14 protein-coding genes and 1 pseudogene are annotated in these 13,709 nt (G+C 72.6%); 6 read left to right on the forward strand and 9 right to left on the reverse strand.

Annotated features, from left to right (window positions below; translation table 11 throughout):
- Window positions 1–76 precede the first annotated feature (76 nt).
- The 4 genes from ACGFIB_RS29400 to ACGFIB_RS29415 all read right to left on the reverse strand — a co-directional run bounded on the left by ACGFIB_RS29400 (window position 77) and on the right by ACGFIB_RS29415 (window position 4,412).
- Window positions 77–808, reverse strand: coding sequence for a sensor histidine kinase (locus ACGFIB_RS29400; RefSeq protein ID WP_393376368.1), 732 nt, complete (start codon window positions 806–808; stop codon window positions 77–79).
- A gap of 661 nt (window positions 809–1,469) precedes the next feature.
- Window positions 1,470–1,883, reverse strand: a complete 414-nt coding sequence (locus tag ACGFIB_RS29405; RefSeq protein WP_393376370.1) for a carboxymuconolactone decarboxylase family protein — start codon at window positions 1,881–1,883, stop codon at window positions 1,470–1,472.
- Between the two features lie 59 nt (window positions 1,884–1,942).
- Entirely contained in the window at window positions 1,943–2,965 is a 1,023-nt protein-coding gene (locus ACGFIB_RS29410) for an aldo/keto reductase (protein WP_357248264.1), read from the reverse strand.
- 10 nt (window positions 2,966–2,975) lie between these two features.
- Window positions 2,976–4,412 carry an aldehyde dehydrogenase gene (locus tag ACGFIB_RS29415; protein WP_393376372.1) on the reverse strand — a complete coding sequence of 479 codons (1,437 nt, stop codon included), beginning with the start codon at window positions 4,410–4,412 and terminating at the stop codon, window positions 2,976–2,978.
- Between the two features lie 128 nt (window positions 4,413–4,540).
- Here ACGFIB_RS29415 and ACGFIB_RS29420 point away from each other — a divergent pair, with 128 nt between their 5' ends.
- The 4 genes and pseudogenes from ACGFIB_RS29420 (at window position 4,541) to ACGFIB_RS29435 (ending at window position 6,245) form a co-directional block, all read left to right on the forward strand.
- Window positions 4,541–5,203: a TetR/AcrR family transcriptional regulator gene (locus ACGFIB_RS29420; RefSeq protein ID WP_393376374.1), complete on the forward strand. Its 663-nt coding sequence runs from the start codon at window positions 4,541–4,543 to the stop codon at window positions 5,201–5,203.
- A 255-nt stretch (window positions 5,204–5,458) separates the two neighbouring features.
- A pseudogene (locus ACGFIB_RS29425) lies at window positions 5,459–5,713 on the forward strand (transposase); the annotation flags it as partial.
- Window positions 5,692–6,072 carry a transposase gene (locus ACGFIB_RS29430; protein WP_357261657.1) on the forward strand — a complete coding sequence of 127 codons (381 nt, stop codon included), beginning with the start codon at window positions 5,692–5,694 and terminating at the stop codon, window positions 6,070–6,072. The pseudogene ACGFIB_RS29425 and the gene ACGFIB_RS29430, both read left to right, overlap by 22 nt.
- Window positions 5,985–6,245, forward strand: a complete 261-nt coding sequence (locus ACGFIB_RS29435) for a hypothetical protein (RefSeq protein ID WP_357261832.1) — start codon at window positions 5,985–5,987, stop codon at window positions 6,243–6,245. Before ACGFIB_RS29430 ends, ACGFIB_RS29435 begins: the two co-directional genes overlap by 88 nt.
- A gap of 109 nt (window positions 6,246–6,354) precedes the next feature.
- Here the strand turns inward: ACGFIB_RS29435 and ACGFIB_RS29440 are convergent, their stop codons facing one another.
- The 3 genes from ACGFIB_RS29440 to ACGFIB_RS29450 are packed head-to-tail and all read right to left on the reverse strand — an operon-like array spanning window position 6,355 to window position 9,064.
- Window positions 6,355–7,416: an NAD(P)/FAD-dependent oxidoreductase gene (locus ACGFIB_RS29440; protein ID WP_393376375.1), complete on the reverse strand. Its 1,062-nt coding sequence runs from the start codon at window positions 7,414–7,416 to the stop codon at window positions 6,355–6,357.
- A complete protein-coding gene (locus ACGFIB_RS29445; protein ID WP_357248278.1) occupies window positions 7,413–7,979 on the reverse strand; it encodes an isoprenylcysteine carboxyl methyltransferase family protein in 567 nt (188 codons plus the stop codon). Before ACGFIB_RS29445 ends, ACGFIB_RS29440 begins: the two co-directional genes overlap by 4 nt.
- A gap of 17 nt (window positions 7,980–7,996) precedes the next feature.
- Window positions 7,997–9,064 carry a type III polyketide synthase gene (locus ACGFIB_RS29450; RefSeq protein WP_357261651.1) on the reverse strand — a complete coding sequence of 356 codons (1,068 nt, stop codon included), beginning with the start codon at window positions 9,062–9,064 and terminating at the stop codon, window positions 7,997–7,999.
- 118 nt (window positions 9,065–9,182) lie between these two features.
- On the opposite strand from ACGFIB_RS29450, the gene ACGFIB_RS29455 reads away from it, so the two are divergent.
- Complete coding sequence (locus ACGFIB_RS29455) at window positions 9,183–10,199, forward strand: UbiA family prenyltransferase (RefSeq protein ID WP_393376377.1); 1,017 nt, start codon at window positions 9,183–9,185, stop codon at window positions 10,197–10,199.
- 52 nt (window positions 10,200–10,251) lie between these two features.
- Here ACGFIB_RS29455 and ACGFIB_RS29460 read toward each other — a convergent pair whose 3' ends face one another.
- Window positions 10,252–11,409: an MFS transporter gene (locus tag ACGFIB_RS29460; RefSeq protein ID WP_229689848.1), complete on the reverse strand. Its 1,158-nt coding sequence runs from the start codon at window positions 11,407–11,409 to the stop codon at window positions 10,252–10,254.
- A 75-nt stretch (window positions 11,410–11,484) separates the two neighbouring features.
- Here ACGFIB_RS29460 and ACGFIB_RS29465 point away from each other — a divergent pair, with 75 nt between their 5' ends.
- Complete coding sequence (locus ACGFIB_RS29465; protein ID WP_393376379.1) at window positions 11,485–12,228, forward strand: AraC family transcriptional regulator; 744 nt, start codon at window positions 11,485–11,487, stop codon at window positions 12,226–12,228.
- 9 nt (window positions 12,229–12,237) lie between these two features.
- Here ACGFIB_RS29465 and ACGFIB_RS29470 read toward each other — a convergent pair whose 3' ends face one another.
- A complete protein-coding gene (locus tag ACGFIB_RS29470) occupies window positions 12,238–13,668 on the reverse strand; it encodes a DUF2079 domain-containing protein (RefSeq protein WP_393376381.1) in 1,431 nt (476 codons plus the stop codon).
- Between the last annotated feature and the right edge of the window lie 41 nt (window positions 13,669–13,709).

The raw sequence follows: 13,709 nt of genomic DNA on the forward strand, positions 1-13,709 counted from the left end.
AACGCGTGGAGGGCCACATGAAGGCGCGGGTGTCGCGCCCTGGACGCCGGGCCGTGGCGGGTGAGCGTGGCCGGTGTCAGCGGCGGTCCCCGCCCCTGCGGGGGATCTCGGCGATGAGGCGGAACCAGCCGTCGGGGTCGAGGACCGTTCCCACGGTGCCGGCGAGCGCCGCCGCCCGGTTGCGGAGGTTGTCCAGCCCGGTGCCGTCGCCGGGTCGTACGGAGGGGTCGACGCCGTCGTTGGCGACGGTGAGCGTCGCCACGCCGCCACGCACGACGATCTCGATCGTACACAGGGTCGCCCTGCTGTGGCGCAGGACGTTGGTCACCGCCTCCCGCACCATGATGGCGAGCACCGCGCTCACCTCGTCGCCCAGCTCCGCCTCGGTCGCCTCGACCTTGCAGTCGGTTCCGTAGGCATGGAGCACGGCCCGCGCGTTGGCCAGTTCCGAGGCGAGCGAGACGTCCCGGAAGGAGCGGGTCACGTTGCGGATGTCGGCGGACGCCTGGCGGATGGACTGCACCACGTCGGCCAGCGCGGGTCGCAGGGGGCTGTCGTCGTCCGCGAGCCGGTAGGCGAGTTCGCTGCGCAGGCTGGCCAGCCACAGGCGGCTGCTCACGAGGTCGTGCACATCACGGCCGAACTGCTCGCGCGCCTCGGCCGCCGCCTGCCGTGCGGCCTCGGCCTGCATCATGCGCAGCCGGCGCAGGCGCATCACGAGGACGACCAGCCCGGCGACCAGGAGCGTACCGAGCAGGGCCAGCGGTGCGAGCAGGGCCAGCGGTGTGACCAGGGCGATATGCGGCAAGTGAGGCAAACGACGACCCTCCAGTCATCCTTGCCGTAACATCGGCCTCGCCATTCGGTACACACGTCAGATCTTTGCATACCGGTCCTGAAATATGGCTACTTCATTCATGCCGAAGTAGGTTCTATTACTACCGCGTATATGAGGCCTCTGGGGCACCCTAAAAACGGGCGTTCATGAACTGTGAATCCGGCTGTAACAATTCACGGCTCCGTGTCTGTTTCGCGTGGGAAGGGCCCCGGAATCCCGTCAGCGCGAGTGGCCCGCGATCCCCGGAAGTCGAGGGGCCCCGAGGGCGTGGGGGCCCGGAGGGCATGGGGTCCTGGACTGTGCGGGGTCCTGAGCGTGTGGGGCGGAGCGTGCGGGGTCCTGAGAGGTCGGTTTGTGAGTTGATGCCCCTTCCGGCGTTGGGTTTGGAAGAGGCGGGCTGGTCAGCGGGGTGGCTGCTGGGCTAGGGGCGGGGCTGGGCGAACAGGCCGGGCTCGGTCTCGATGAGGATGCCGCGGCTGACCAGGCGTTTGAGCTTGGAGCGGATGTTCTCGGTGTTCTTGGACACGATGGGCAGGTCCAGGGCCTGCGGCCCCGGCGGTCATGGAGAACCTATTCGCGAGCAGCACCCAGGCCACCTGAGGTTGGCCTGGGTGACCACTGTGCGCGGCTCTCACCGGGGCTGTTCGGCTGCGTGGATCTCCTGGAAGACCTGCCGGGCGATCTGATAGCCGTCGAAGGCCTGGGCGGCGCCGGCGTACGCCTCGATGTGGATGAACGCCTCGACGATCTCTTGTGGAGTGACTCCGTTGCCGAGTGCGATGCGGAGCTGCCCGCGCAGCGGTTCGAGCGTGCCCAGGGTGGCGGCGATCGTCACGGAGATGAGGGCGCGGGTGCGGGTGTCGAGAACGTCGGTGCGCGGCCATGCGTCGCCGAAGGTGTGCAGCGTGGCCAGTCGTGTGAAGTCCGCGGCGTTGGCCGGCTCGCCCGGGCCGGGTTCCAGGAACGGCTCCAGCCGCCTGCCGAGCAGCCGCGCGGCCGTGTCCAATGCGGCCGCGTAGCCGGGTTCCTTCTGGTTGTCGGTCATGGTGATTCCTCGATCGCTTGTCGTTTCGGAGGGGCGGGCGTACGCCCGGAATGTAGAGATCAGTGCTGGGGGCGCACGTTGAGCGCGCCGTACTGCCCGCCACGCACCAGCGCGGGGTCGAACAGGCCCGAGAGGAAGGCGAGGTCGTCCGCGCTCAGCGGCACGGCCGTCGCGGCGGCGTTCTGGCGTGCGTACGCCGCCCGCTTCGTGCCGGGGATGGGCGCGATGTCGTACGGCTGGGCGAGCAGCCAGGCCAGGGCGATCTGCCCAGGGGCATGTCCCCGCTCGTCGGCGAACGCCTTCAGCCCCTCGACGAGGCGGAGGTTCTCCGCGAAGTTCTCTTCCTGGAACTTGGGCAGAGTGGAGCGGAAGTCGTCGCCGGAGAACGAGGTGCCGCTGGTGAAGCGGCCGGCGAGCGCGGCTCGCCCCAGGGGGCTGTACGGGACGAAGGTGATGCCCAGCTCACGGCAGGCGGGAAGCACCTCCTGCTCCACCTCGCGGGCCCAGAGCGAGTACTCACTCTGGAGAGCCGAGATCGGCGCCACCGCGGCCGCCCGGCGAAGCAGGTCTGGCCCGACCGCGCTGAGCCCGATCGCACGCACCTTGCCCGCGGTCACCAGGTCGGCCATCGCGCCGACGGTGTCCTCGATCGGCACGGTGGGGTCGAGGCGGTGGATGTAGTAGAGGTCGATGTGGTCGACGCCGAGGCGGCGCAGGCTGGCGTCGCAGGCGGCGGCCACGTACTCGGGGCGTCCGTCAAAGGCCACCCCGCCCTCCGGGGAGAGCCGCGCGCCGAACTTCGTCGCCAGGACGACCTCGTCGCGCACACCGTGTACGGCGCGGCCCAGCAGCTCCTCGTTGTGCCCGAAGCCCTTCTGCGGCCCGCCGGTGGCCGCACTGGCCGCGCCGTAGATGTCGGAGGTGTCGAAGAAGTCGATGCCGGCGTCGATGGCGGCGTGGATCGTGGCGACGGACTCCTCTTCGTCGGCGTCGCCGTAGAACTGGGACATTCCCATGCAGCCCAGCCCGATCGGCCGGATGGAGATGTCGCTGTGTCCGAGTGTGATGCGGGCTTCCTGCACGGCGGTCCTCCTAGACGGCGATGGTCTTGTACTCGATGTACTGGGCGAGACCCGCGGCGCCGAACTCGCGGCCGATGCCGCTGCTCTTGTAGCCGCCGAAGGCGCCGTCGTAGGTCGGGGCGGCTCCGTTGACGGTCATCCATCCGGTTCGGATCCTGCGGGCGACCTCGACGCCGTGGTCCCGGTCGGCGGTCCACACGCCGCCGCCGAGGCCGTACTCGGAGTCGTTGGCGATGCGGACGGCGTCGTCCTCGTCGTCGAACGGGATGACGACCAGGACGGGGCCGAAGATCTCCTCGCGGGCGATCCGCATGTCGCTGTCGACGTCGGCGAACAGCGTCGGACGGACGTAGTACCCGCCCTCCAGACCCTCGGGCGTCTCCGGCCCGCCGGTGACCATCCGGGCGCCTTCGGCGATGCCGAGTTCGATGTAGGAGCGCACCCGCTGCTGCTGGTCGGCGCGCACCATGGGCCCGATGAAGGTCTGCGGGTCAGCGGGATCGCCGACGCTGAGCTCCTCCATCATGGTCTTCAGCGCGCCGACGACCTCCTCGTAGCGGCTGCGCGGGGCGAGGATCCGGGTGTGGGCCACGCAGTTCTCGGCGTTGTTGCCCAGCGACAGGGCCTTCAGGCCCGACACGGCCGCCGTCAGGTCGGCGTCCTCGAGGATGATCGAGGCGGACTTGCCGCCCAGCTCCAGGCTGACCCTCTTGAGCTGTTCTCCCGCGATGGAGGCGATGCGCCGGCCCACCGCGGTGGAGCCGGTGAAGGCGATCTTGTCCACGCCGGGGTGGGCGACCAGGTACTCACTCGTCTCACGACCCGCGGGCAGGATGCTCACCACGCCCTCGGGGAGGCCGGCCTCGTCGAAGACCTCGGCGAGGGCCAGGGCGTCCAGCGCTGTCTCGGGAGAGGCCTTCAGGATGACCGTGCAGCCGGCGAGCAGCGCGGGCACCAGCTTGGCCAAGGCCGACTGGTGGGGCGCGTTCCACGGGATCACCGCCGCCACCACGCCCACGGGTTCGCGGCGCAGCAGCGTCGAGGACCCGTTCACGGCGCCCACCTGCTCGTCCCAGTCGAGGGCCGCGGCGGCGCGTAGATACGCGTCCGTCTGCTCGGGAACGCCCGACTGGTGCGTCCAGCGGGTGAACCACAGCGGCGAGCCGTTCTCGGAGGTGACCAGAGCAGCGAACTCCTCGGCACGTGCCGCGTGCAGCTTGGAGAACCGCTCCACCGCGCCGCGCCGCTCCTGCGGGCTCATCCGAGGCCAGGGTCCCTCGTCGAACGCCCGCCGCGCGGCTGCGACCGCCCGGTCGACGTCGGCGGGAGCGGCGTGCGGTGCGGTCCCGACCAGCGAAAGGTCGTGCGGCGAACGCACCTCCAGGACGCCGCCGGTGGCCGGAGCGACCCACTGTCCTCCGACGTACAACTTGTCGTAAGTGATCACGATGTTTCCTTCCGAGTTTTGTGTCCAGTGGACCTTTATGACTATAGCGGTCCATTGGACACGTATCAAGTGTCCGATGGACCGCTATCCTGGGGGCGGCCATGATCCGCGGGGCGCGAGGAGGTTCGATGGACGACGTCGAGGGGCCGGCCTTCCAGCGGGCCAGACGGCCCGAGCACCGGGAACTGCGCCGGCAGGAGATCCTGGACGCCGCGGAGGCGCTGCTGGCCGAGATGCCCGCCGACGAGATCAGCCTCCGGGAACTCGGACGTCGGCTGGGTGTGTCCAAGACGCATGTGGTGCGCTATTTCGAGAGCCGCGAGGGCGTCTTCCTAGGGCTGCTCGCCAGGCTCCGGCTGGCCTGGCTCGACGCGCTGGCGGACGAGTGGCCGGAGCCGCCCTGCGAGCCCGACCAGGTGATGCGGGCCTGGGCCGACTCCCTCGCCGCCCGGCCGGTCCTGTGCCAACTGTGGAGCCTGCTGCCGAGCGTCCTGGAGCGGAACGTCTCCGCCGACACCGTACGCATGTACAAACTCGTCGACCTGGGACACCGCACCAGGCTGGCGAAGCTGGTCAGGGACCGGGTGCCGGCCCTCAGCGCGGACGCCGCGCTCACCCTGACGGAGTACGCCGTCGTCTCACTGGTGGGCCTGTGGCCGTTCAGCAACCCGACCCCGACCGTCGTCGAGGCCACCGCCGACCCCCGGCTCGCGGGCTCACGGGTGGATTTCGCCACCATGTACGGAGAGATCCTTCAGACCACGCTCACCGGCCTGCTCACCCGTGCATGAAGCGGGTGCCGGAGTGGTCCTTGGGACCCGTGGCCATCTGCTTCAGGCACCCTTGGGGAAGGCGTGCTTCTTACCGCCGATCACGGCTACGCAGGCGGCGACCAGGAGCACCAACGACGCCCAAGTGATCGAAGCGGTGCCCAGATCCGCAATCAGAGGGTGATTCGCAAGGGTATGCCTGAGTTGCGTGGTGTAATCCCGTGAATTTGTAGCGTTACGGCCGATCAATGGACTTGGGCATGCTGCGATGGCGGTGTGACCGAGCGCAAGCCGTACCCAAGCGACTTATCCGACGAACGGTGGGCCCTGATCGAGCCCGTGATCACCGCATGGAAGGCCGCGCACCCCTCGGTCAGCGGCCACCAGGGCAGATACGACCTGCGGGAGATCGTCAACGCGATCCTCTACCAGAGCCGGACCGGCTGCCAGTGGGACTACCTGCCCCACGACCTGCCGCCCCGCAGCGCGGTGTACTACTACTTCGCCAAATGGCGCGACGACGGCACCGACCAGACGATCCACGACCTGCTGCGCTGGCAGGCACGCGAGAAACACCAGCGATCAGCCGACCCGAGCCTGGTGGTGCTCGACACCCAAAGCGTCCACGCGGCGGCCGGAGTCCCGTCCGAACCACGGGCCGCGACGCGGGCAAGAAGGTGCCCGGGCGTAAGCGCGGCCTGGCCGTGGACGTGCTGGGCCTGGTCATCGCGGTCGTGGTACTGGCCGCATCGGTGCACGACAACGCCGCCGGGATCGTCCTGCTGGACCGGCTCACCGCCGCGTGTCGCTCGCCGAGGGCGAAAGCGAAGCCGAGCCGGCCGCACCACCGGCCGCGGTTCCCGATCACCCCGCCTACCAGCAGATCCTGACCATCTTCGCCGACACCGGCCAGCCTTTACGCGCTCGCGACCTGTGTCAGGCCCTGGACCTGCCCATCGCGTCCAAGAACACCGAGAACATCCGCTCCAAGCTCAAACGCCTGGTCAGCCGCGGCATCCTCATCGAGACCGAGCCCGGCTTGTTCGCCCAGCCCCGCCCCTAGCCCAGCAGCCACCCCGCTGACCAGCCCGCCTCTTCCAAACCCAAGGCCGGAAGGGGCATCAACTCACAAACCGACCTCTCAGGACGCGGGGTCCTGGAGGGGGCGGCGCTCAGGCGAGCGACCGCACCGCCGCCCCGAACACCGCGGGGAGGCGCCGCGCGGCGGGCACGATCATCCGGGCCGCGGGAGGGTGCCGCCGGGCCCGCACCAGCGCGGCCGTCAGCAGGCGGGATCGCCACGACAGGCGCCGCCAGGCGTTCTCGTACTCCTCGGGGCGGCCCACCATCAGGCACCCGACGAGGGCGCGGGCCGACAGCAGCGCCAGCGAGATCCCCTCGCCGGTGAGCGCGTCCACGTAGCCCGCGGCGTCGCCGACGAGCAGGATCCTCCCCGCCACCCGCCGCCGCACCCGCTGGCGCAGCGGCCCGGCCCCGCGCACGGGGGTGGCGGGCGGGCCGTCCAACCGGGCGAGCAGGTCGGGGAACCGCGCCAGGTGCTCGTCGTAGGTCCGCCGCTCGCTGCTCAGCACGGCCACGCCGACCAGGTCGTCGCCCACCGGCGTGACGTACGCCTCGCCGCCGGGTGCCCAGTGCACCTCCACGAAGTCCGTCCACGGCGCGATCCGGTAGTGGCGGCGCAGGCCGTACCTGCGGGGGCCGCGGGACGCCAGGTCGAGTCCGAGCCGCGCCCTGATCGGCGAGTGCAGCCCGTCGGCCGCGACCAGCCACCGCGCGCCAAACTCCCGGCCACACAGTTCCGGCCCAGGCAGTTCCGGCCCGCCCGTCACGTGGGCGCGTACGCCCTCGCCGGCGGCGTGCACCGCGTCCACCCGGCCGGGCACCACGCGGACGCCGAGGTCCCGGGCGCGGTGGGCGAGCGCGGTGTGCAGGGCCGTCCGGCGCACGCCCAGTCCCGGGCCGTCCCGGAACTCCGCCTGCACCCGCTGCGGCCCGTCCACGTAACGGATGCCGCGAAACGGCCTGCCGTCCGGCACCGCCACGCCGAGGTCCGCCAGCGCCGCCGCGCCGGTGGGCATCAGACCCTCCCCGCACGCCTTGTCGACCGGACCCGGCCGCGGCTCGACCACGACGGCCTCCATGCCGGCCAGCGCCGCGTTGATGGCCGTGGCCAGCCCGGCGGGCCCGCCGCCGGCCACCAGCACGTCGATCACGCCGCGGTCCCCGCTCCGGCGTCGCGCGCGGCGGATCCGGGGGCCGCGGTGGCGAGCGCGGCGTTCTCGCAGCGCAGGCGCACGACCATGAGCGGCACGTTGAGCAGGGTGAAGGCCAGCGCGGTCAGCCAGGCGGAGTGCACGAGCGGAAGCGCCGCGCCCTCCACCGCCACCGCGACGTAGTTGGGATGGCGCAGCCACCCGAACCGGTACGGCCCGCGCGCCACGAGCGGCAGGCCGGGCACGACGATGACCTGGGTGTTCCACTGGGGACCGAGTGTGGTGACGCACCACCATCGCAGCGCCTGCGCGGCCAGGACCAGTCCGAGCATCGGCCAGCCGAGGCCGGGGACGAACGGCCGGCCCGCCAGCCACACCTCGAGCAGGCATCCGGCCAGCAGCCCGGTGTGCAGGGCGACCATCCAGGGATAGTGGCCCCCGCCGTACACCACGCCGCCCCGGCCGAGGCTCCAGCGGGCGTTGCGGCGCGCGACGACGAGTTCGGCGAGGCGCTCCACCGCGACCAGCGCGACGAGCAGCACGTACCACGGTGACACGGGCATGGGCGGCACGGCTCCTTCTACCAGCGCAGCAGGACGAGTTCGGAGCAGAACCCCGGGCCCATCGCCAGCAGCAGGCCCGGCGTGCCCGGCGGCGGGGGCCGCAGGGCGAGGGTGTCGCGCAGCACGTGCAGCACCGAGGCCGACGACAGGTTTCCGTTGGCGGCCAGCGAACGCCAGGTGAGGTCGAGCGCGCCGTCCGGGAGCGCGAGTGTCTCCGCGACGGCCTCCAGCACCTTGGGGCCGCCGGGGTGGCAGACCCAGGCGGTGACGTCGCCCGCGGTCAGGCCGTGGTCGGCGAGGAACCCGTGCACGTCGTCGCCCAGATAGGTGCGGACCACATCGGGCACCCCGGCGTCCAGCACGACCCGGAAGCCGCTGTCGCGGACGTCCCAGCCCATCACGCGTTCCGATCCGGGATACAGGTGACCACGCGTCGCCACCACCACGGGCCGCGCCGCGTCCACGGGGGGCGGCTCGCGCTCGTCCCCGTACGCGACCACCGCGGCGGCGCCGTCGCCGAACAGGGCGCCCGCCACGAGGTTGGCCGTGGAGGCGTCGTCGCGCTGCAACGTGAGAGAGCACAGCTCGACGGAGAGCAGCACCGCCACGTGTCCGGGCCAGCCGCGCAGGTAGTCGTGCAGCCGGGAGATTCCCGCCGCGCCGGCCACGCACCCGAGGCCGAACACCGGCACCCGCTTCACGTCCGGGCGCAGCCCGATCCGGTTGGCCAACCGGGCGTCCAGCGACGGCGCGGCGACGCCGGTGACCGACGTGCACATGATCATGTCGACGTCCGCAGGGGTGAGGCCCGCCGCCTCCAGCGCCCCCGTGACGGCCTGCGCGCCCAGGTCGAGGGCGGCCTCGATGAACAGGTCGTTGGCCGCGCCGAAGCCGTCGAGCTTGCCGTACTCGTCGAGCGGCAGCACCAGGTTGCGGTGCTCCACCCGGGCACTGGCGTGCAGCCGGTCGAGAAGCCGGCGATCGGCGCCCGGCGGAAGGCAGACTCTCGCCAGCGCATCCGCGACCTCCGCCTGCGAGTGGCGATGCGGGGGAACGACACCATGGACGGCCGCGATCCGCGTCATCTCACATCCCCGTGCAGGCGAAAACCGTGACAAGTCTCTCTTGCCCATTGGCGGCCGCCGCATACCTTCCGACGCCGATCGTGATCTGTATCCGGGGTGCCCGGTTACGCTCGGGATCGTGACCGGTTCAGGGGAGCTGCCCGACGAAACGGCGGCGATCGGCGGCGAGGGCGCCGCCGGGCCGGCTCGCCGCGCGGGCCTCGCTCCGGCGGACTTCACTGGCGAGGCGGACGGGCGCCGCCGGGCGGCGCGGACGGTGGCGCAGGCGGTGGCACAGACGGTGGCACAGGCGGTGGCGCAGGCGGTGCCGCGGACGGTGGCCGGGCTGGCCCGCGCGTGCCACCCGGGTCCGGCCGCCGCGGTGACGATCCTGGTCGCGGCGCTCGTGGCCGTCGCGGGGTGGGGCCCGGCGGGGACGGCGCTGACGGCCCTCGCCGTGCTGACCGGTCAGCTGTCCGTGGGCTGGTGCAACGACGCCGCGGACGCCGCCGTGGACGCCGCGGCCGGGAGGACCGCCAAACCGATCGTCGCGGGCCTGGTGTCCGCGCGTACGGTGCGTGTCGCGGCGTTCTCCGCGCTGGCGGCCTGCGTGCCGCTCTCGCTGGCCTGCGGCGTGGTGGCCGGGCTGACGCATCTGTCGGCCGTCGCCGCGGCCTGGGTCTACAACTTGTGGCTCAAGGGCACGGCGGCTTCGTGGGCGCCGTACGCGGCCGGGTTCGGCGCGGTGCCCGTGTTCGTGGCGGCCGGGACGCCGGGCCACGCCCTGCCGGCGTGGTGGGCCGTGCTCGCCGCGGCGCTGCTCGGCTGCGCGGCGCACCTCGCCAACGTGCTGCCCGACATCGAGACGGACGTGGCGACGGGGGTGCGGGGCTGGCCGCAGCGTCTCGGCTCCGCCCGGGTGCGGGTTCTGCTGCCGCTGCCGCTGCTGGCCGCGTCCGCGCTGCTGGTGGTCGCGCCTCCGGGGCCGGCCGGTCCGGTCCGATGGCTCGCGCTCGCCGGGGTGGCCGGGTGCGCCGCGGCCGGCCTGCTGCTCGGCCGGCGGGTGTCCGTGGCGCCCTTCGCCGCTGCGATCGGCGCCGCCGGGATCGACGTCCTGCTGCTCGCGGTCACGCCGGGCGTCGTCACCGCCGGCTGACTGTCCGCCGGCTGACTCCCGCCGCGGCCACGCCCGGCGTCATCCGGGGAAGTCACCTGCGGGGAAGGAACAGCCCCAGGCCCACGGCGGCGATCGGCACCAGGCAGAGGATCGTGAAGACGCCCTGCGGGCCGTACGCCTCCGCCGCGACGCCGAGCGCCGGCGCGGCGAGCCCGCCGACGCTCACGGCGAGCCCGAGCGTGACGCCGGCCGCGGTGCCCGGCCGGTTCGGCAGGTAGTCCTGGCCCAGCTTCACCAGCACGGCGAACGGGATGTTGATCGCGATGCCCGCCAGCACGGCGAACACCAGCGGCAGGGAGGGCCCCGGCAGGAGGCGCAGCCCGGCGAGCGCGGGGATGGCCAGCAGGCCGCCGATCTGCACGGTGCGCACGAGCCCGATCCGGTCGGCGAGGCGCCCCCCGATCAGCGTGCCCGCGACTCCGCCGACCAGGAAGCAGGCCAGGGCCGTGCCCGCGAGGCCGCGCCCGGCGTCCAGGTGCCTGATCCAGAACAACTCGATGAAGGTGAGCACGCCGAAGAACGTCACCGACCTGACGACCTCGATGCCGGTGAGGACCATGAACGGCGCCCACCTGTCGGTGCCCGCGCGCGGGCCCGCCGTGGACGCCCGGGCCGAGGGCCGGCTCCTGAGCAGCGCGAACGCGACGAGCAGGGCCGGCGGGATGAACAGGACCGTGGCACCGACGCCCATCGCGATGAGCGCGGGCGTGGCCAGCACCGGCGCGAGGAAGAAGCCGACGCTCCCGCCGGCCGCGAAGACGCTCATCGCCGTGGCGCTGTCTCCCGCCGCCTCCCTGGCCCCCTTGCCCGCCGCCGGGTGGAACATGGCCACGCCGAGCCCGGACAGCAGGACGAGGGCCCAGACCGCGGGGTAGGGCTCCATCAGCCCGGACAGGCCGAGGCCGAGCCCGGCCAGCGCGACGCCGGCGGCGGCCAGCCACCCCAGGCGGAAACGGTCGACCGCCAGGCCGATGAACGGCTGCGGGATCGAACTTCCCAGGGCCGCGGCCATGGTCAGCCCGGAGGCGGCCACGTAGCCGTAGTGCCGGTCGAGCACGAAATAGGGCACGCAGGCGGGCACCAGTCCCTGGTAGAGGTCGTCGACGGCGTGCGCGGCCGCCCACAGCCACATGCGCCGCCATGCGGACGCGGCCCGCGCCGCCGGCGCCCGAACGGATGTCTCTGTCACTGATCGTCTCCTTGAGAGGCTCCGTCGAGCATCCCGGACGACCGAGTCGGCGAACTAGCGATACTCTGCCGAGTCATGTCGGCAATCCGCCATTCCGAAAGCGGCGGCCCGTCCCGTGTGCCGCTGGCCCACCGCCAGCGCATCGGCTGGCACGATCACGCCTCGCACCAGCTCATCCATCCGCACCGCGGGGTGCTGCGGATCTCGACCCCGATCGGCGACTGGGTGGTGCCGCCGCACCGGGGCGTGTGGATACCGGCAGGGGTGGCGCACGCGCACGAGGCGTACGGGCCGACCGAGATGCGGGCGCTGGTCTTCGACCCCCCGGTCAACCCGCTGCGGCTGGACCGGCCCACGGTCCTGGCGATCACGCCGCTGCTGCGGGAGGTGGTGGTCGCCCTGACCGGCGACGACGAGCCGGCCGCGACGCAGCGGGCCAACCTGGAACGCGTGCTGCTCGACCAGCTCCGCAAGGTCGAGGCGCTCCCGCTGTGCCTGCCGGCGCCGTCCGACGCCCGGCTGCGCGACGTGGCCGCGATCCTCGAGGCCGACCCGGCGGACGGCCGGACGCTCGCCGAGCTGGGCGCGGCGGTCGGCGCCTCGGAACGCACGCTCAGCAGGCTGTTCCGCGCGGAGACCGGCATGAGCTTCCCGCAGTGGCGCACCCAGCTGCGGCTGCATCACGCGCTCATCCTGCTGTCCGGCGGCCGGTCGGTGACCTCGACGGCCGCCGCCTGTGGCTACAGCGGCCCCAGCGCGTTCATCCAGGCGTTCAGGCATGCCTTCGGCACGACCCCGCACGCGTACGTACGCTCGTGAGGCGGCTGACTACGGGCGGGTGAGCACCACGTAGCCGGCCTCCTGGAACACCACCCGGTAGCCCTGGGCCAGCAGCGTCTCGACCCTGGCGATCTGCCGGTGGACCGAGCCGAACGGGAAGTTCCCGGCCCCCACGTCGGCGGCGACCCACGGCGCCCCGCGCGGCGTGCGGTCCCACAGCAGGGTCCGCGTACGCGGCGACAGGGCCGGGGCGAGGGAGCCGGCCGCCTCGACCAGGACGCCGTCGGGCACGGCCGCGGCGGCGCGCCCGGCCGCGCGCGTCCGTGCCGTCTCGGCGTGGAAGGAGGGCGTGAACAGCGCCCCGAACGAGAAGAACGGCACGAGCGCGAGCGCGGCGGCGAGCACGAGCAGCGCCCATCCGCGCACGAGCCTTCCGGACCGTCCGGGAAAGCGGGCGGCCGCCCGCAGCGCCCCGTCGATCCCGGCGGCGAAGACGACCGCGACGACGAAGGCCGTGTAGTGGTATCTCGGGGTCCACCAGTTCGGATAGGTGCTGGCGAGCATCCGTTCCAGCAGCGGCGGCAGCAGAGCGAGGCCCAGCGGGGACAGCACGGCGGTGAACAGCACGGGAGCGAGCGTCAGCACGAGCGTGCGCAGCTTCAGCGGCGGATCGGCGAGCAGCGCGACGACGTCGCCGGGCCGGGTGACGGCGTGCACCGCGGCCCGGCGCAGGTCCGGGCCCAGCGTCCAGTACGCCCAGTAGTAGCCGGCCCTGCCGCCGAAGTGCGGGATGAGGAGCCGCGTCGTCACCAGGGTCGCGGCGACGCCGCCGACGACGAGCAGCGCGCCGAGTCTCCGGTCGCGGCGGCGGGCGAGGAGGTACAGCCCGAACCCGGCCAGGAGCAGGCCCATGTCCTCCTTGACCAGCAGAAGCGCCAGCCCCGCGAGGACCGCCGCCCGGCTGCGCCCGGCCTGGTAACGCTCCAGCATGGCCGCCGTGAGCAGCGGCGCGAACGCCACCTCGTGGAAGTCGAAGGCCACGGCCTCGGTGATCGGCCACGACAGGGCGTAGGCGACCGCGACGGGATAGGCGACGCGCCGCCCGGCCGTGACCGCCGAGGAGGCGCGGAAGGCGTACGCCCACACGAATGGGATCGACAGCGCGAGCAGGACGGCCTGCGCGACGAGCAGGGTCACGGGCCCGTCGTGGATCCAGTACAGCGGCGCCAGCAGCGCGAGCGCCGGGGACCAGTGGTCGCCGAGCACGCTGAACCCCGGCCCGAACCCGTTGTGCACGCCCTTCAGCATCGACACCGGCGGCTGGAAGTGGGCATACGAGCGGATGGCCTGGTCGAATATCACCAGGTCGTACGCGCCCGCCCGGAACCGCGCCAGCGTCACGCACGAGTAGAGCGCATACAGCGCCGCCGCCGCGACGGTGAGAACCGAGACGCAGGCGAGGTCCCTGCCGGCGAACATCCCGTGTCATCCGCTTCCGTCTGCCTTCCGCGCAGGCTATC

The organism is Microbispora bryophytorum, assembly GCF_043197435.1.
Classification (GTDB): domain Bacteria; phylum Actinomycetota; class Actinomycetes; order Streptosporangiales; family Streptosporangiaceae; genus Microbispora; species Microbispora bryophytorum.

Coding starts and splice junctions, on each gene's coding strand:
- ACGFIB_RS29420 (WP_393376374.1), top strand. CDS start 4,541: ATGGACGACGTCGAGGGGCCGGCCTTCCAGCGGGCCAGACGGCCCGAG.
- ACGFIB_RS29405 (WP_393376370.1), bottom strand. CDS start 1,883: ATGACCGACAACCAGAAGGAACCCGGCTACGCGGCCGCATTGGACACG.
- ACGFIB_RS29430 (WP_357261657.1), top strand. CDS start 5,692: ATGGCGCGACGACGGCACCGACCAGACGATCCACGACCTGCTGCGCTG.
- ACGFIB_RS29445 (WP_357248278.1), bottom strand. CDS start 7,979: ATGCCCGTGTCACCGTGGTACGTGCTGCTCGTCGCGCTGGTCGCGGTG.
- ACGFIB_RS29470 (WP_393376381.1), bottom strand. CDS start 13,668: ATGTTCGCCGGCAGGGACCTCGCCTGCGTCTCGGTTCTCACCGTCGCG.
- ACGFIB_RS29465 (WP_393376379.1), top strand. CDS start 11,485: ATGTCGGCAATCCGCCATTCCGAAAGCGGCGGCCCGTCCCGTGTGCCG.
- ACGFIB_RS29450 (WP_357261651.1), bottom strand. CDS start 9,064: ATGACGCGGATCGCGGCCGTCCATGGTGTCGTTCCCCCGCATCGCCAC.